The 16,187-nt window shown below is 46.2% G+C and carries 15 protein-coding genes; all 15 read right to left on the bottom strand.

The window, feature by feature from the left end; genetic code table 11:
• Positions 1 to 2: 2 nt before the first annotated feature.
• The 15 genes from EBI00_RS02535 to EBI00_RS02470 all read right to left on the bottom strand — a co-directional run bounded on the left by EBI00_RS02535 (position 3) and on the right by EBI00_RS02470 (position 16,186).
• Positions 3 to 350 (bottom strand): hypothetical protein, encoded by a 348-nt coding sequence (locus EBI00_RS02535; protein WP_123094338.1) that lies wholly within the window; start codon positions 348 to 350, stop codon positions 3 to 5.
• Complete coding sequence (locus tag EBI00_RS02530) at positions 343 to 681, bottom strand: hypothetical protein (RefSeq protein ID WP_123094337.1); 339 nt, start codon at positions 679 to 681, stop codon at positions 343 to 345. Before EBI00_RS02530 ends, EBI00_RS02535 begins: the two co-directional genes overlap by 8 nt.
• On the bottom strand, positions 681 to 3,362 hold the full coding sequence (locus tag EBI00_RS02525; RefSeq protein ID WP_123094336.1) for a phage tail tip fiber protein: 2,682 nt from the start codon (positions 3,360 to 3,362) through the stop codon (positions 681 to 683). The genes EBI00_RS02530 and EBI00_RS02525 overlap by 1 nt, the downstream gene beginning before the upstream one ends.
• Positions 3,355 to 4,950 carry a hypothetical protein gene (locus EBI00_RS02520; protein WP_123094335.1) on the bottom strand — a complete coding sequence of 532 codons (1,596 nt, stop codon included), beginning with the start codon at positions 4,948 to 4,950 and terminating at the stop codon, positions 3,355 to 3,357. Before EBI00_RS02520 ends, EBI00_RS02525 begins: the two co-directional genes overlap by 8 nt.
• Positions 4,951 to 4,968: 18 nt before the next feature.
• Entirely contained in the window at positions 4,969 to 5,139 is a 171-nt protein-coding gene (locus tag EBI00_RS15960) for a hypothetical protein (protein WP_158600731.1), read from the bottom strand.
• Positions 5,140 to 5,216: 77 nt separating this feature from the next.
• A complete protein-coding gene (locus EBI00_RS02515; RefSeq protein WP_123094334.1) occupies positions 5,217 to 5,810 on the bottom strand; it encodes a hypothetical protein in 594 nt (197 codons plus the stop codon).
• Positions 5,810 to 8,977: a hypothetical protein gene (locus EBI00_RS02510; protein WP_123094333.1), complete on the bottom strand. Its 3,168-nt coding sequence runs from the start codon at positions 8,975 to 8,977 to the stop codon at positions 5,810 to 5,812. The genes EBI00_RS02515 and EBI00_RS02510 overlap by 1 nt, the downstream gene beginning before the upstream one ends.
• Positions 8,978 to 8,980: 3 nt before the next feature.
• Positions 8,981 to 9,652 (bottom strand): phage adaptor protein, encoded by a 672-nt coding sequence (locus tag EBI00_RS02505; protein ID WP_123094332.1) that lies wholly within the window; start codon positions 9,650 to 9,652, stop codon positions 8,981 to 8,983.
• A 12-nt stretch (positions 9,653 to 9,664) separates the two neighbouring features.
• A complete protein-coding gene (locus EBI00_RS02500; protein WP_123094331.1) occupies positions 9,665 to 10,027 on the bottom strand; it encodes a hypothetical protein in 363 nt (120 codons plus the stop codon).
• Positions 10,027 to 10,470, bottom strand: coding sequence for a hypothetical protein (locus EBI00_RS02495; RefSeq protein ID WP_123094330.1), 444 nt, complete (start codon positions 10,468 to 10,470; stop codon positions 10,027 to 10,029). The genes EBI00_RS02500 and EBI00_RS02495 overlap by 1 nt, the downstream gene beginning before the upstream one ends.
• An 81-nt stretch (positions 10,471 to 10,551) precedes the next feature.
• Complete coding sequence (locus EBI00_RS02490) at positions 10,552 to 11,535, bottom strand: N4-gp56 family major capsid protein (RefSeq protein ID WP_123094329.1); 984 nt, start codon at positions 11,533 to 11,535, stop codon at positions 10,552 to 10,554.
• A 12-nt stretch (positions 11,536 to 11,547) separates the two neighbouring features.
• A complete protein-coding gene (locus EBI00_RS02485) occupies positions 11,548 to 12,339 on the bottom strand; it encodes a hypothetical protein (protein WP_123094328.1) in 792 nt (263 codons plus the stop codon).
• Positions 12,340 to 12,424: 85 nt separating this feature from the next.
• Positions 12,425 to 12,661 (bottom strand): hypothetical protein, encoded by a 237-nt coding sequence (locus tag EBI00_RS02480; protein ID WP_123094327.1) that lies wholly within the window; start codon positions 12,659 to 12,661, stop codon positions 12,425 to 12,427.
• Positions 12,651 to 14,543, bottom strand: a complete 1,893-nt coding sequence (locus EBI00_RS02475; RefSeq protein WP_123094326.1) for a portal protein — start codon at positions 14,541 to 14,543, stop codon at positions 12,651 to 12,653. The genes EBI00_RS02480 and EBI00_RS02475 overlap by 11 nt, the downstream gene beginning before the upstream one ends.
• On the bottom strand, positions 14,543 to 16,186 hold the full coding sequence (locus tag EBI00_RS02470; protein ID WP_123094325.1) for a terminase large subunit: 1,644 nt from the start codon (positions 16,184 to 16,186) through the stop codon (positions 14,543 to 14,545). Before EBI00_RS02470 ends, EBI00_RS02475 begins: the two co-directional genes overlap by 1 nt.
• Between the last annotated feature and the right edge of the window lies 1 nt (position 16,187).

Genomic DNA, 16,187 nt, shown 5'->3' with positions numbered 1-16,187 from the left:
TTTTACCCCGGCACAAATGCGTAAATAATGATCGCTGATCGGCTTCTTGCTGGCTTACACCATTCTGGAAAACGATCTAAATTTGAATCATAAGTAACACTAGGTGAATAAGACACAACTCGCGCCCCCACATCGAACGTAACTTTATGCGGGTAATGTCTCATATTCGAATCGCCATCCAGCTGAACAACTGTTATAGCAACATGAAGGTTGTCCGGTATGTCGAACCGCAAGGTGCCCGAGTCGTTCGCGCCAACAACAACATCAAGCACTTTTTTGGTGATTCGCGTACTTAACTTAAACCCTTCTGACCCGCCAGCGGTGTAAGTTACAAACCCATACTCAGCCATTTAATACTCTTATCGGATCGTTTGTGATGGTTATCATATCCCCATTTGGAGAGCTGAAATTCGTCTTGATCCTAAACCTATGCACCCCTTCTTTTAATGTGCTGGTGAACTCTGGCGTAAAAGTAATATTGATCTTGCCTGGCTCACCGTCCGCAGCTTGAACACTATTTTCTTCTATTGTTTCTATGGTTTCCCCGCTCTCGTTAAGCACATCAATAGCGAAAGAAAACGCACAAGATTCGAAGTTTAGTTTTTCGCCATTGCTGTCGCTAAAAGTAAGCGGAACAACTTTTTTTTGACCTTTGATAATGTCGTAAATGTATTCAGTCATTATAACCTTCCTATTTTTACTCGTAGAGTGCCGTTTCTGTCGAAAACTTTGATGCCGTCACCGTCTTGCTGAACCCGACCATCGCTTGTGCTTGAGTTCAGTTCAAACGATCCGTCATCATCCAATCGAACGCCTGTCTGATTGGGAATGTAATTAGAAGACCGAACTTTTCTGACCGTAAGCGTGTCCGTATCAATTCGAAGGGAGTTGATTTTTCCAGCCGTTATCTTGTCAGCAGAAATATTTTCAATCATTGCGTTGGTGACCACCAAGTTCACCAGGCTGGCCGCATCCATCACCACCATGCGTTTTGTTGTGCCGTCTGGTTGAGGGACATCGGCAACGGAAAAGTCCAGCGCATCAGCGCCAGGCTTTGATATGCTAAATTGATCAACGTCAAAGTGTGCGCCTGTGCTTTGACCATCAGCAATAAGGCCAAAACCTGAGACTCGTCTTACCCCGTTGTCGTCTATCTGAAATTTTACTGTCCAGTTTGCACGTAAACCGTCAATGCTTTTCGCTTGCTGTTCAATTGTTGCAGTTTGATTATTTATGGTTGTTTCAATCTGGGTTATCGCCGTAGCTCTTGCCGTTGTCTCTGTGCTTACAAGCTCTGACAGTTCGGTAATAGACGCTTTTGTTGCACTTAATCCTGATTTGTATTCGGACTCTAGCCGTTCATATCGTGTTATTTGGGAACGATCGGCTTTTGAGGACTGCTCGATATTTTTAATATTTTGAGTCTGTGCTTCAAAATTTGACTGTTTTAGCACAGTGATAACGTGGGATAGTCTCTTAACGCTTGCACCATCAAGCCAAGCTGCTATCTCATTAACGTCTGTTTTAGTTGCAAGAGTCGTTGCTTTATCTGTTTCATATGCCGCTTCGTACTGCTCAACCACTTCGGCCAATGAAGATAATTCATCAGCAAATGTTCTTTGTGCTTGAGTTATGGATGCGCTGGCAGAGCTTAGTCCTGTCTTGTATTCGGACTCGATACGATCAAGGCGGCTTATTTGCGCCCTATCGGCATTAACAGACTGATCAATGCTTTTGAGTTGTTGTGCTTGAGCATCAAAGCTTGCTTGTTTAAGAGTTGCGACGGCTTGAGATAGACGTTTAATGCTGGCGTCATCTATTCCAGCCGCTATATCGTTCACTTCCGTTTGGGTCGCACGCGCATTAATGTCACTTTGCTGGCTCCGAAACTTGGCATCAATGCTCCCGAATTGCGAAACAGAGCTGTTATAAATATCGTTTTTAGCTTGTGTTAGCTGGCTCACACTGGCTTTGCTTGATAGTCCCGTGGTTGGGTCCGTTACTGACGATTCAAGTGAATCTAGGCGCTCTGCCGTTGCTGTTTGGTCTGCCGTGTATGTTTGTTGCCAGTCTGCAAAGTTTGATTGTGACAAATAGGTACTGTCGATGGATTGATACTGACTCTCAAGCGTACTGGTTCTGCTTGATAACGCATTTAATGGAGTGACTGCATTATTATTTACATAGGTTGTTGTTGCCCATCCGGTTGTGTCTGCCGCAGATATTTTATTAAGCACCTCGGCAATAACACTTTCATCGGTCGCTATTACATTGATCGCCTCTTCAACTGCTGAATCCCTTGCAACCCCTAAGTCACTTTCGAATTTAGCCGTTAACGCCGTAATCGATGACGCTCGCGCTGAGCTTTCGTTTGCGATCGCTTCATCAAGCCTATTTACTTGAGCCGACGACGTGCTTCTTAACGTCTGATAGTAGGCGGTGAGCTCTTGGTACTGCTGTATCCGAGCCACTTCTTCATTAGAAATACGAGCGAGTGCTTTTAATTCTCGCGCATCATTGCCAACAAGACTTTCAATAGATTGAAGCGCTTGAAATGACTTAATTCGATCTTGCGATTCAGTAAGTATGCTATTGGCTCGCTGCTCTGCCTCTTGACCTATCGCTTCAATTCTTTGTTGTTTTTCTTGCGCAATCGCTTCAGAGCGGTTCTGAACTTCGTTTGATACTGCAAGCACTCTGTCTGCAATTTCGGACTGAATTGCGTTTTCAATGGTGGGTATTTTTACTATTTCATCACGTAGGCCCTGAACAAGCTGGCTCGATGTAATTTTGTCATTCAGCGTTTCAAGAACTACTGATGGATCAAGATTGGTTGTCGCGCTAACGCCATCCACAGCGTTGTAGTCAGACTTTTTACCAGCATGCGTAACAAAGCGAATCCAGTAATAAAACGTCCTGCCTGGGTCAACAGCATCCGTATAGTATCGATAAGCGGGTCTGGCCCCTAAGTCTACAGCGGTAGAAAGGTTGTTTTCTGTGCTGCGCCATACTTCTGTGTAAGCATGGTAAGGGTAGTTTGGTGCGTTCCACGTCAAATAGACATTGGCCGTGGTTGGGTTAGCTTGTAGGTTTTTAGGATTTGGCGGGGCCGCAGTAACCAATTGATTGCCAGACGGTGCAACTACGGTCGCGTATTGGCCCTTGCCACGCTTCGATAAAAGAAACTCGGCCACACCTGCATCGGTTAAATCTCGAATCTTTACCGCTCTGTCTAGCGGGTCACCACGGTCACCTTGATCGATCTGGATTTGTTCGCGGATGGCGTTGAGCAATGTGTTGATGCCTGATAGCTGGCCAGTAAAGCGAGCTGGCTCTATTTGTGGTCGCTTTGCCTTAGCCATTCACGGACTCCATATCATTGCCAATTAAAACGGCTTTTACTGTGTTTGTTCCCCGTAATTCCACTTCGACAAACCTTGCTCGCCTTCCTGTATGTATTCGAAAGGGTTGATCGTCTTGATAGGTAACAATCGTCTCCACACCATCAAAAATAATGGAAATTTCACCTGGATAGGGATCAGCAACGACACGGCAAACGCTGTATGGCATCAGATTAGGTAATAAAAATTGCGCTGAACGCCATGTATAGCTGACAAGATCACCCTGTTGAAAAGAAAGAATATCGCCATCTTTGAGCAGATAAAGTGTGTCCGTTGCTAAATCGTTGAAACCAGAATCGACGTAAAAATCCAGCTCCGTTAGCGCACCCGTCTTTGCTGACGAGTCTAAGACATAGCCGCCCTGCTTGGTTCCGTTGTCATAGAAGAATATGTATTTCTCGTCATGGTAATAAGCATGAATACTTTCAGGCTTTAGCGCTTGCCATTGATCACGAGAAAACAAATCATCTCCGATTAGCTGAACGCCCGAAGCACTGCCCTTAGCCAAGCCATCAGGAGACGCATAAATTGCGGCATTACCAACATCGACCAAACTACGCTTGCTAACACACGATTGGTTACTATCCATTTGTTGCAGCAAGATAGAGCCCGGTGTCGTGCCCAACGCCAAATACGGTTTACCTGTCGTGGTCACTAGCAAGCCCGAACCAATAGCCGCAATGCTAACAATTGGGTTTTCTGTCGTTAGCCGATACATCTTTGGCCAAGCGTAAGGTAAGAAAGGTTCTGAGAAGCAAAGCTGATTATCATTGAAGCCAGCCAGCACACCGTTGGGCATAACCGTTAGACCTATTAGGTCATCAGACGGCAAGTCATAGTCGTAAGTTGATAGAGCTTCACCAAGCGTTAATGCTTCTGCAGTATCAATATAAGTGCTTGTTGCTAGGTCCAACTCGGTAAGAAAATGAATATCACTCGATGCAGCGGTACCACGGTAAATTCGTTTGCGGGTGATGTTGTAATTACCGTCGTATGACGTTGGCAAATTAGATAGGGTACAACCCTGCTCTGTGCCTAACTCAATATTCACTGGTAGCGACGGTGCGCCTTCATACCCTTCTTCTGTAACAAAGGTCACAACATAAACACGGTCTTCTAATTCAAAGTCGGTTTCTGGCGCATCCCCTGTAATATCACCCGCAACAATTTGACCGTCTGGCGCTGGTACTCCCAAAGAAAACGAAGCACTAGGGTATGGCGAGGTTGCCGTTGCAATGCTTGACGTGGTGCGCTTTGGTTTCACACCATCTGTCCAATACATTTCACTTCGTGCCGAACCAAATATCTGAGACGGTACCATATCGACGTGAGAGCTGAACTCAAACCAGTAAGGCGTTTCACCTGGCTGATAACGCGCAATAGACTGAACATTATTAAGCTGCGTAGAAGCAACAAACGCATTGCCTTTCATTGCTTCAAGCTGGCCTCTTTCGAGCTGTGCGTTCTTAGCGACTTGGGCCAAAGGGGCTAATTTGTGCGGGGCAACAACGGGCGCTATGCCCGTAAAATCCGTGATTCGTAGGGTCATAGAAATCGATTCCGTTATTTATTTACCGTATTCATCGCACCAAACGGGGGTGATTAACTCACCCGTACCGTGCGGCTCTGTGATATAACAAATAGGCCTCTGAGGAGGAGGCTCTGGTGTGAGCAGGTTATTAACTCCCCACGACACCAAGGCCGCAGCGCCCAATACTACCCAATCAATTCCAAACATAATGGCCTCCTCTGCTTATTTCAGGCACAAAAAAACCGCTTTCGCGGCCGTGAGTTCTTATTTACATTTCCAATGGTTTAACTTTCTAATTCGTTGATCGTCGTGCGAGCCTCTTCGCGCTTAACCAGCTCATCAGCATACTGTTGTGTTAATGGAGTAACATCGCCACCTGTTACATTTGCTTCAGCTATCTTAGCGATTATCCAATCCGTTTTGGACAGATAGGATTTTGCTTCAGTGATTTTATTTTTGTTAATAAATGGGGCTAGGTACTTTGTTGCTCTGGCCTCAAGCTCATCCGCAGTCAGTGGAACATAAGGACGAACCAATTCAGTAGCTTCCTCAACGGCTGGCGTGATCATCATACCGTCTTCGTCACGCACTTCTTCAACGCCTTCCGTGACAATCACCGTTTCATTCAGCCAGTCAGTAAAAGAAACCGTACCCTCCGGAATAACTTCCCGCTCCTTGGTGATTTCAACCTCTTCACCAATGTCGTTTATCTCCGTTTCAACATACGATTCCGTTACAGTGAATAGCGCAGTGTATTTAGTAAGCATTTCAGAATTAAATTGAGCCTTATTCTCCTCTTCGATTGCCTGTTTTAGCACTAATTTAATAGCACTTAATGGTTTATCTTTGGCAATCATTCTTTCAATTTGCTCGTTCATTATTTGCTCCCTACGAATGAGTTAAGCGGTATTGAGCGTACAGAGGTGATAATCGTATTGGCGTTATCGTCCAGCAAAGTTCCGTCACTAAGTTGAGTGAATTGTGCGCTATCGCCATCGTACACCCCAGCATTGCTGATCATTTCTTGGCTGTACATATCAAGACACGCCAGGCCATTATCTAATTCACTAAGAGCATAGAAGCGTTTTGATGCTGGTGATACGGCACCATTAAGCAATATTTGTGAGTGGGTTGCTTTTAGTAAAGCAGCTCCTAAATCTTCAAACCTAACAGAATACCCAAATGCACTTGTCGCCAGCGTGCTCACTTCTTGGCCTTCGTAGTTAATTAATTTGTAAACATGCCCATCTACAGGTTTATCGCTACCTGATCTTTCAGAAATGCTGCTGTCTGGTATGTAAAACAAAGTCCCTACTGGGTAAGAACCTATCATAGTGTCCTTATTTTTTGTGCCTACTAAAACGTCCCAAGTGAATGCTGTGTTTTCCAAAGCCTTTTGCTCGTACCCATCAGCAGCATTGCTCACTGGCACTTTACCAATAGCACTATAAACAGCATTACCACCTTGGTGTATTGAATAGCTGTTACTGGAGAATACTTTAGGCAATACAGATAACGTAGTACCAGATTGAGGCTCTATAGCTGAGTTGGTTTTAGCTGTGTAGTTAAAAATCATAAAATATTGTAATCCAGAAATAGGATTAGTGTTTGTTACTTTATTTGTTTCATCTACAACAATATTAGCTTCATATGTTGTTTGATCATTAGGGAAATAGATTGTAGAAAGAAATTTGGTTAACTTTTTAGAAAAAGTCATGGTAAAAGGTGATGCCATGCTTGAGTAATCAGTACCATCTTGCCCAACCAACAAAGGATTCATACCAACAACAGACTTACCAGCAGACAATCGATCTTTTAAAGACTGAGGATAATTAGCAGGATTTCCTATTAAATCAGTGTGTGGCATTGTGTTGCGGAATAAGTTGTTAGACTCTTTAGTTATATAAAATATATAAGAAGCCCCAATAATAAAATCCTCAAATGGGGTGAAGCCGTATTCGGTACTAAGCCATATGCGCCCATCCGCATTAATTGAGTTTACCTTGTAATTCTGGCCGCTGTTACCAATTACAAACATTTTACTTTTATAAGAGTATGCTGGAATTAGCATGCTCTTTAAAAAAGCGCCCAATGAAACTGCGCCATACGTCCGATCTTTTACACTAGGTATTCCCATAACAGCGTAACCACTAACTGCTCCCTCAATCCCATTCCCGTAACTGCCATTTTCAATCTGCTGAGAAACTTCATTCAACAAATCTTGCTTAGATTCAGCGTATGCTTTCAGTCGAAGGTCTAAAGTTTGGTTGAGGTAAACTTTGTCGTAAAGCACTCCATCTGGTCGTGCCTTGGCTGCCGTACCCGGAAGTGCCCCTTTAAATATAGCTGCTTGGTTTACTTTTGATGTTAAGAAATTGTCACGCACACTTACGATTGGAAATGAAGATCCATGACCGTTATACCATAGCGCGCTAGTATTGTTGTCGTTTAATGAGTTTGTATAGACGGCAGTCCCAAACTCATTAAACCAAGGATGGTAAGCGCCTGCGTTAAAACGAGTAAAAGCCGCAATAGGAACATACCAATATGTAGCATCAGACCATAAACCGTTGCTGTCAGCTCCTCCAAAGTAATAATCCATCACAGGTGTCTTTAATGACATTTCCTCTGCACTGAATTTCTTAGTACCTTTGAAAGCGTATTTGTCGTAAGCAAGAGTAGATTTATTGACTCGATGTACTGCAATGTCTTGACGGGAAATACCGTCTTCGATTGGTTGGAAGTACGTTGTGTTTGCAAGGCTGGTAGCTGTTGGCACGTCCTCAATTGCTTGGTAGGTGTCGTGGTAGGGTTTTACTGATATGTTATCAATCTCGATTAAACCTATCGATGAATCGGAGATGAATTGCAAAAGATTACTTGCTGCTGTAAATACGAAACGATAATTTCCAGTCGTTAAATTTTTAGGAGGTTGAATTCTTGGATAGGATGCGGCAGATCCTAAACCGATATAAATATTCACGTTATTTGAGATTAAATCAAAGCTCAATACATATTTAGCACCTGAAACTATGCTATCAAGACTCTGAGTAAAGTTTTGATATTGTGCTGTTATCTCAGCACTAAGCTTACCAGCTTGAGTTGATAATGTTGCACTTCCACCCCAACCGCTTGTGTCAGTATCAAAAGTACCGTTAGTTACCAATTCCTGATCAACTACAACAAAATCGCCCTTATCAACCGCACCAGTAGTAACTAATGATGTTTCAGTACGCGAAGTGTCAGAAGCAAATGGTGCGCTAGGTAAAACAATATTCTGGTCAGTAACTTCAACCAATCGACCATCCACCATAATCGGTGCTGTATTCGGATCAATTATGGTATTTGGCGTGTTGGTTTCAATGAACTCTTCTGGCTTTGTTACGTAGCCAGACTGTGTATCTGAATAGTAAGAGCTGCCAACTCCGTTCATAAACGTGCCAATCGCAGTCTCTACGCTGTTACCCATAGCGGTAATAGCTGCTGACGTTTCCGTATTAAGAGTGCTGATCGTATCGTTTGCGTAGTTCTGTGCAGATGCAAGAGCTTCATCAATTCGCTCTGTTGTACTAGACATCAGAGCATTAAAGTCAGAAGTCTGACTATCAATCGTTGCTTGGGCCTCTTGGTTCATTTGCTGAAGCGGCTTAATCGATATGGGGGCAGCGTTTTCATCTAACGGCTGGAAAGTAACAGGGGTAGTGCCCTCCACAAACTGTCGGTAGCCTTCCATGGTGTTGTTTAGCAGATTCGATCCGTTCTGAAAAATGCCAACCACATCATTGAATTGCGATCCGGTAGGTTTGACCACCATTTCTAAATTGGTCGCTGTTGTTCCGGTATACGGCCGAACTAGATAAAGATGTGAATAGGGATTGTTGCTGCCGTCATACATGATAGCGGTGCCATAACTTACTTCTAAGTTACTGACATTGCCTATGATCACCTCAAACCCTGCCGGGATCTCGCTTGCTGGAACAGGTCCATAAATCTTAATTTGATTGCTGTTTTGCGTTACATCAACGGTAAATGTTGGCCAACTCATCGCTTATTTCCCCTCTTTCATCATCATTGCGTCAGCTTGCAGCTTTACGCCTAGCGCGTTGCCGTACTTTTGGTAGTGGGTTGAGGCTCTGTTTGCGTTTGCTGCGCTGCCAAGGTCCTTGCTGTATGCGCGTGACAACATGAAATCGATAATTGCATTAGCGTAGGTGTCGTCGAGCGGTATCGTTGTTGTATCTGATCCGTCTTTAATGCTTTGCTCGGGTATCACTATTTCTTCCGGACAGCTTGAGTAAATCAACTCAATTATGTGCGGATTTGCCACGTCTCCACCGGGTCGCGGATAAAGATAGAAGTGCTTTGGGTCTCGCTCGTCATACACAAAATGCTCAATCGATGCGCTTGGTTCACTCTGGTGCCAGTCTGGGCGTGTAGCATCTAATGTTGAACGGTCAATTTCTGTTATGACACGTCCTTGATCATTGCGAATAATCTCAATAAGCCTTAACGCTTCGCTAGGCAGAGATTGCTTGCTAGAGTTGCCCTTACAGCTAAAAACCGTGTTTATGGCGCTTGCGTCGGGTCTGTGCAAAACAATATCTCTGATCGCATCGTTAAAGTGCTCTAATAGCTCTTTTTCCGTCCACACGATGCCTGTTGCGTCATTTACAGCGGTTTGCACCCGCTTGATGATGCTTACAACTTTAGTGGTTGCCATGGTGTTTCCTGCCTAGAAGCCGAACGGCTTAGATTCAATGGTTAGTGGGTTGGATTGCTCGCCAATGATGTAAGCCGCTTTCGCGTCTGCTTTGGCTTCGTCGAAGCGTAATTTGTGATAGTCGACCATACTTAGCTCGGTCCACGGCTTATCAGGCATGGCAAACAATCGTGATTTCACACCGTGGGCGATACCTTCAATGTATTCGATTAGCGCATCGGGCAGTTCTGTGGTGTTAAGTGCTGGCGGTTCCGCGATCTTCGTATCTCGGCAAAACTCAATAGCGACGTGAATTAACTGACGATCGATAAAAGGGCTTGGACACTGCTGCACATCTGGCGCAATATCTATGCGGAACTCACTCAGCGATGCCATTAGATTTCTACCTGCACGTTGTAGCGCGATACTTCTTCTTCACGCTTACCAACTACTTTACCGCTCGCATCGGTGACGGGCTTATAGATGGTCTTTGTTAATGATTGAAGGTGTCGGGCCACAAAGCGAGGCACTTCTACTTTTTCACCGCGCTTAATCTGCCAGACTCGGCCATTAATTGCAGGGACCACATAGTCTGGCTCATCTTCTGCGCCCTTGGCGACAACGATAGTCACCTTGGTTTTGTCTTCACTGGGTGCGGCTTCAAAGTCTTTTGTAGCGTCTTTGTGCGCATCTTTCGCGGCTTTAATCGTGTCCCAGATTTCGTTTACGATGTCGTCTTTTAGCATGGACGTATCAAGCTCCAAGTTGTATTCGTCCGCGCCAAGCTGAACTAGCTCTGCTTCTGTAAGCGATTTTAGTGAGGTCTTAGTGTGTGCCATGGTCGTTTACCTTTACCTAATAAAAAGAGTCGAAAAAAAAGGCCCACCAATCGGTGAGCCTTATTTATTTGCTTTTCTGCGTTATACGCTTGCGGTTACTTCTACGCGAGCCATCCATAAGTCATTCAAGATGACAGTGGCGGTGCGAGTCTTCCAACCAACGGAACCACGCTGGCCCAATGGGTCGCCATTCGCTGGCTTAGGATTTACAACCATTGGCGTTACCGCATGTTTGCCCTTGAACGGGATCATGCCGTAAGCGTTGGCACCCAAGAACAAAATCGGGTAAACGTCTGCATTGGTACCCGTGGTAGACAGCATGGTGCTAGACGTGGCACCAGCATCAGCAAATGCCGCAAAAATAGGCGATGCAATGTAGCGCACGTCTTCTACTTTACCAATTTCACCTTCAAACGGAGTCATGCCTGAGCCGTATTCTTCGACCGCAACGAAGCCGTCCATATCGCGAATATCGCCTTCTAAGTCTGTGTGACAGATAGCGACATACGCTGGTGCAACGGGCGAGGTGCCATAGTTTGGTGATGCCGCCACGCGCTTAGTGATCTTCTTGGCCTTTTGAGCTTTCAAGAATCGGGTCACTTTACGCTGCAGATCACGACTAATTGCAGATGCCACGTTTGCGCGTGCGGTTACGCCTGTACCCGCATAAAACACAGTCGAGCCTGCTTTTAGTGCGCCATAACGAATTAGCTCCATCATTTCGGCAGCTTGCTCGCCCAAGATTTCCGTTGACTCTGACAAAATAGGGTCTTCGTGCGTATCTTCGATCACGTCGGTTAGCTCAATCCAATCACCAAACTGCTGAGTTTGAACGGTCACGTCAGTCTTTGTTAGCGTGTTGCCCGTTGGCGTGACACCTTCTGCAAGCACTTTTGGCGTTGGGTCAAGCGCTTCATAGCGTCGGAAAGTCATGGACTGCGTAGAGTTCGCAGCCAAAGGCTTGCTTTGGCCAAAGTTCTCAAGGCACATGTAAGGTATGCCGCGCTCTAAAAGGTCTTTAGATACATGCGCTGCAGTACGTGGGGAAATATCACCGTATTTCATAATGGGTTCCTATTATTTCTGAATAGCCTCGTCCCATGCGCCATCAAAGTCATCCACCGATACACGGCCTCTTGGCTTCGCTGTTCGTCGGGTTTTTACGACACCTGACGGCATTTTTTGGGAGTTAGCAGAATGGTTTTTGGAGGTTTGTTTAAAATCGTCGAGCATGGCAATAACTTGCTCTGCTGTGCCGCTTTGTTGCACTTTGACGTACTCAGTTGCTTTTTTGTAAGGCTGTTCTTCAATCCACGCTTTAAAGTCTTCGCTGTTTGCTACATCTATTGCGTCGGGGTGCGAGGCCGTAATTCGGCTAAAGTGCGCCTCGGTCGCTTTTCTCTGCTGCTCTTGCTGACTCTGCGTTAATTGTTGATGAATTGGCGCTATCTTCTTTTTCAGATAATCCGCTACTTCTGGAAACTCGTCTTCGAACTCGTCAGGGCCGTCTTCGGTATCCTGTTCGTCTTCGTTTTGGTTTTCCTCGGCTGGCGGTGCATTACGCTGCGCTTCCCACTCTTCGCGCTCTTTCTTCAAACGGGCTTCATCCGCTTTCAGTCGTCCTTCCCAAGACTTGTAACGCTGTTCGTCCTTGTTGCTGGGGTCGCTTTTATCGTCAGTGCTATCGTCTGAATCGTCGGTATTCGCTTCTTCGGCCACACTGTCGTCGTCTTCGATGTCGTCGCTTGCGGCTTCGTCGGAAGTATCGCCTTCGCTTTCATCGTCGTAGTCTGTGTGATCGTCGCCATCGCTCCATGCGCTATCAAATTCCTGTTCAGCGGTCAGTAGTTCGTCATTTTCTTGCGGCATTGCTGTTTCTCCGGGCTAGTTAGTAGTATCCAGATACAAAAAAACCCACATATAGTGGGGCTTGCTGTCCTCTGGTGAGGGGCAATCAGGTGTAGGCTTGGTTTTGCAACTCAAAGCCTTTTACATTCTGTTCGAGCAGTTCGATTGTGTTGCGCGTGTGAATAATCGCGCCATGGTATCGATCCACTTCAATCTGTGACGCACCAATGCTTTCTTCTTTCCACCGTTCGACGGAGGCTTTTAACAGATCAATGGTGAGTCGTTTCGCGTTTTCCGACGCATCAAGCTTTTTAAGTGCGTCGTCTAAAGCATCAGTAGGCATTTGGGACACCTAGCTGCTTCTGAATTTCTTGTAGTTGCTGCGTGAGCTGCATGTTTTGCTGCTCTAGCATTTGTATGTGATCGACATCTTCTTTTGGGTAAAGAATGTCTTCGGGCAGATCGAGCGCTTTTACCCGCTCGCCTAGTAGTTTTTGGCGGTCCACAAATGGCGCATCCATCGGATTGCTAGTTGACACAGCAAACTCGGTTAATTGTCTGCTTTTGATTTCTTTAGCGACCAGTGACACGGCACCGAGTGCTTTAACGTCCATATCGCCCTTGATTTCGGGGTTGGGGTTAAACTGCATGTTCCAGTTGTACAGCGCTGTCATGGCTGGCTGCGTGACACCCATATCAAAGTTCAGGGCCACGTCTTTTACTGTGATACCTGCGGCACCCATTAACATGGACAGGCCGCTGGCCGTATCGCCTGCACCACCAATGTTTTGATCGTTACCGCCCATGAAACTGGGCATGGTGCTTGTTTCGTCGCCTAACTCTTTGGCGAGTTGTGCCAGGCTAAGCAATTGATTGGTGTTGTTGGGGATGGTGTGGACTGTGAGCGCTTTTCTGTTATCGGCTGCGGCTTTCGTTCGGAGCCATACGCGATTAGGAAATATTTTAGTTGGTTCAGGGTTTCGTGCGAGGTCCAGCACAGTCAAATCTAATTCAAACTGTGCGCCTGCTGAAATAGCCGCATTGTCAAGGCTCATGCGAATTGCAGCGTTAAACATACTTTGTGTGTCAGCCAAGATGGATGGCAAACCGACGCCAAATATCCCCGTTTCGTCTTTTTCAAAGTAGTAAAAATGATATGGTCGCGTGCCATGGGCCGTTTGATTTAGCTCTACTTTGATGACTGTGTTACCCAAAACCCACACGTTTGCTTCAAATTCTTCGTCTATTTCTTCGTCGCTGATCCCTTCGACGCCCATATCAATGAGGTCTTGGCCGTCTACATAGCCCCAAAACTCCAATACTTCATACTGCTTGTTGTTGGTCGTCGATACAGAGTCTTTATTACCATTAATCCATCGCAATTCCTGCTCATGGTTCTTTGTCTGGCCCATGTCACCGTGTCGGTTAGCGGCAATGTAGTCAGATATCTTGTGTCGATCAAAGTCACCACGTCGCGCAAGCTGGCGTAAATCACTGGCTAACATGGTGTGTCGCTGAATTATGTACTCGCAGTCTTCGAGTGTCATAGCGTTCATGTCGGGGTAAATGTCCCACACTGGCACAAATTCGAAATAGGGCTTTAATTCTTCATGTTCTACCAAGCGCGCGCCTTCTGCTGTATTGATCCAGCGTTTTTTTAATCGCGTCTCAAACAGTGGCCCTTTTAACACGCCAGTGCCGAACAAGTTGCCGCTGTGAATCACGTCTTTGCAGACTTCGCGGTATTTCAGTTCGCTTAGCTGGTCGTCGATTTCAGTCATCATGGCTTCCACACGCTCTTCTGCTGCGTCGTTTACCACGTCTTCTATTTGCTCGGGTGTCGGTGTCTGGCCCTCATTCTGTGCCATCCACTCGTTTATGACCTCTTCACGTAGCGTTGGGTCAATGTCTGGTACTGGTGTCGCCATCAATCGGTAGTTTTTCTGGCTCCCCGCTGGGAATTGAATGTCCATCAAACGCGAATCCATCGCTTTAACCTTGGATCGTGTTAAACGAATGAAGGTTTTGCTTCGACCGTCGGCAATATTCTTAACAACAGCATCGTCATAAACGCCCTTGAATTGTCGCAAGTCTTTAAGCCACTGGTCCTCATAGTCGCGTCGCTCGCGTTCTGCTGTCGCAAACATGCCGCGCACTTTCGTTCCCAAGGCGTCGCTTAGCGCTTCATTTGTTTCTGCTGCGTCAAAATCGGTTGGATTGCTCATTAATAGCCTGCGGTTTGGTCGGGTGTGGTGTGGTAAATGTCTTGTACTGTGCTGTCCGGTATCGTGATTCGAGGCATACGTTTGACCATTTCTTTTGCGATTGCGTAACTCATAACTCGGTCGTCAAACTTGCCGGATTGCGCGCCATAGCTGCCATTTTCGTGAATGACGTAGCTTTGGCACTCGTCAACCGTGGCCTTATTGCGTATTCCGCTTGTGTGGTCCCTGAGTTCGGCGGCTAGATTGTCGATGATGAGCGGCTTGGTCTTGCTTGTTGTCAGCCAACCTATGCGCTTCATGCTCTTTTCACCGCCTTGTCGCTGAACGTCTTCTTCAATGTGAAGGTTCGGATACTCGCTTTTTTGTAGCGACGTAAGCGTTGTAAGGCCGTGATTATTGCGCTCAACACCTAAGTAAGCGTCGTTGTAGCGTTTGCCAATGTGGTAAAGCAGTTCGCCGTATTTGTCTGGGTCAATGTGACCGCGCCAGTGGGCTACCTGCTCACCATGTTCGTTTAGCACGTCAGCGCTTGAGTAGTCGCCATTCTCTAAACCTTCGGCAACGTCGGCCCCAATTGCGTAATGCTTTCCAGCCTGTGCTCGCTCCCAGACTGTAAACTCACCCTCGGCATTCAGGCTCATCCGCCCTGTTTCGGGGGTGACTCTGTATCTCGCTATCGGTATTTTGCAGTCAGCGAAAGCGGCTTCTGTGTGGTTCGGGTCAAATACCGGACGACCTGAGAAGAGAAATGCCTCTTTTATGTAACACGGATACTCTTGCTTGAATTTGTCGCGGCTTTTTAACTCGTAGACCTTGTTGCGACGCCACATTAGCTGATCGTTTGTCAGGGTATGGCTGTACTTGGGGCCGTCTGGATGGTTGCGGCATAGCTTGACTAGATGATCTTCTTCTTCCGTGCGCTCAAAGTCTTTTGGTGCGTTCGCTCGGTATTCCGGTTGCCAATACCAAGGCACGAAAATCAACTCATATTCACCGTTACCCGCTAACGCATCTTGCACGTATTCGTAAAATATCCCGCCAGCCCCGTTGGCCGTGGACTCTAAAACGACCTCGGAGCCAGGCACATCGGGCAATGTTTGCAAGATACCCGCAAGGATGGCATCTGCGTTGGGCCAGAAAGCTACTTCCGAGCCGTGGAATAACTGAGAAGTAAAACCACGCCCTGTCTCTTTGTTACCTGCCGTTGCCAGCTCGAAACCACTATCCAACTTAGGAAAATTCATTCCCTGTGCTGAGTCTCGACCAGCTCGCGGCCTGAGTAATGGATTGCAGTGTTTGTGGTACCGCTGGATCATTTCAAACAGGCGGCCTGTTGTCTTTGTCTCGTGCGAAAGAATGAATGCGCTGAAACCTTTAGTTTCCGTTACCTTCTTGTAGTAACGGCCAGCGACATAAGTGGAGCCACCTTGCTGCCTACCCTTGAGTAAGACTTTACGCACTTTACCAATGCGTTTAAGTTGGTCCTCGATCTCGCTGTGTATGTGATCTTGTGCGGCATTAAACTCAAAAGGCGAGATCTCACCCGCCTTGATCTTGATCTTTAAGCAGCGCTTGGCGAAAACCTTATAGTCTTTGCGTAGCTCTTTTATGAGCCTCCGCCTTTCCGCCCGATCCATTGCCATG

Origin of the sequence: Marinomonas hwangdonensis (assembly GCF_003721245.1) — a bacterium.
Classification (GTDB): domain Bacteria; phylum Pseudomonadota; class Gammaproteobacteria; order Pseudomonadales; family Marinomonadaceae; genus Marinomonas; species Marinomonas hwangdonensis.
The sequence above is the reverse complement of the archived record's forward strand: the minus strand, read 5'-3'. Positions and strand labels throughout refer to the sequence as shown.

What these genes read in the sequence shown, in the direction of transcription:
- EBI00_RS02485 (WP_123094328.1), bottom strand. Translation starts at nt 12,339, where the DNA reads ATGCCGCAAGAAAATGACGAACTACTGACCGCTGAACAGGAATTTGAT.
- EBI00_RS02490 (WP_123094329.1), bottom strand. Translation starts at nt 11,535, where the DNA reads ATGAAATACGGTGATATTTCCCCACGTACTGCAGCGCATGTATCTAAA.
- EBI00_RS02515 (WP_123094334.1), bottom strand. Translation starts at nt 5,810, where the DNA reads ATGAACGAGCAAATTGAAAGAATGATTGCCAAAGATAAACCATTAAGT.
- EBI00_RS02495 (WP_123094330.1), bottom strand. Translation starts at nt 10,470, where the DNA reads ATGGCACACACTAAGACCTCACTAAAATCGCTTACAGAAGCAGAGCTA.
- EBI00_RS02510 (WP_123094333.1), bottom strand. Translation starts at nt 8,977, where the DNA reads ATGAGTTGGCCAACATTTACCGTTGATGTAACGCAAAACAGCAATCAA.
- EBI00_RS02480 (WP_123094327.1), bottom strand. Translation starts at nt 12,661, where the DNA reads ATGCCTACTGATGCTTTAGACGACGCACTTAAAAAGCTTGATGCGTCG.
- EBI00_RS02475 (WP_123094326.1), bottom strand. Translation starts at nt 14,543, where the DNA reads ATGAGCAATCCAACCGATTTTGACGCAGCAGAAACAAATGAAGCGCTA.
- EBI00_RS15960 (WP_158600731.1), bottom strand. Translation starts at nt 5,139, where the DNA reads ATGTTTGGAATTGATTGGGTAGTATTGGGCGCTGCGGCCTTGGTGTCG.
- EBI00_RS02470 (WP_123094325.1), bottom strand. Translation starts at nt 16,186, where the DNA reads ATGGCAATGGATCGGGCGGAAAGGCGGAGGCTCATAAAAGAGCTACGC.
- EBI00_RS02520 (WP_123094335.1), bottom strand. Translation starts at nt 4,950, where the DNA reads ATGACCCTACGAATCACGGATTTTACGGGCATAGCGCCCGTTGTTGCC.
- EBI00_RS02525 (WP_123094336.1), bottom strand. Translation starts at nt 3,362, where the DNA reads ATGGCTAAGGCAAAGCGACCACAAATAGAGCCAGCTCGCTTTACTGGC.
- EBI00_RS02530 (WP_123094337.1), bottom strand. Translation starts at nt 681, where the DNA reads ATGACTGAATACATTTACGACATTATCAAAGGTCAAAAAAAAGTTGTT.
- EBI00_RS02500 (WP_123094331.1), bottom strand. Translation starts at nt 10,027, where the DNA reads ATGGCATCGCTGAGTGAGTTCCGCATAGATATTGCGCCAGATGTGCAG.
- EBI00_RS02505 (WP_123094332.1), bottom strand. Translation starts at nt 9,652, where the DNA reads ATGGCAACCACTAAAGTTGTAAGCATCATCAAGCGGGTGCAAACCGCT.
- EBI00_RS02535 (WP_123094338.1), bottom strand. Translation starts at nt 350, where the DNA reads ATGGCTGAGTATGGGTTTGTAACTTACACCGCTGGCGGGTCAGAAGGG.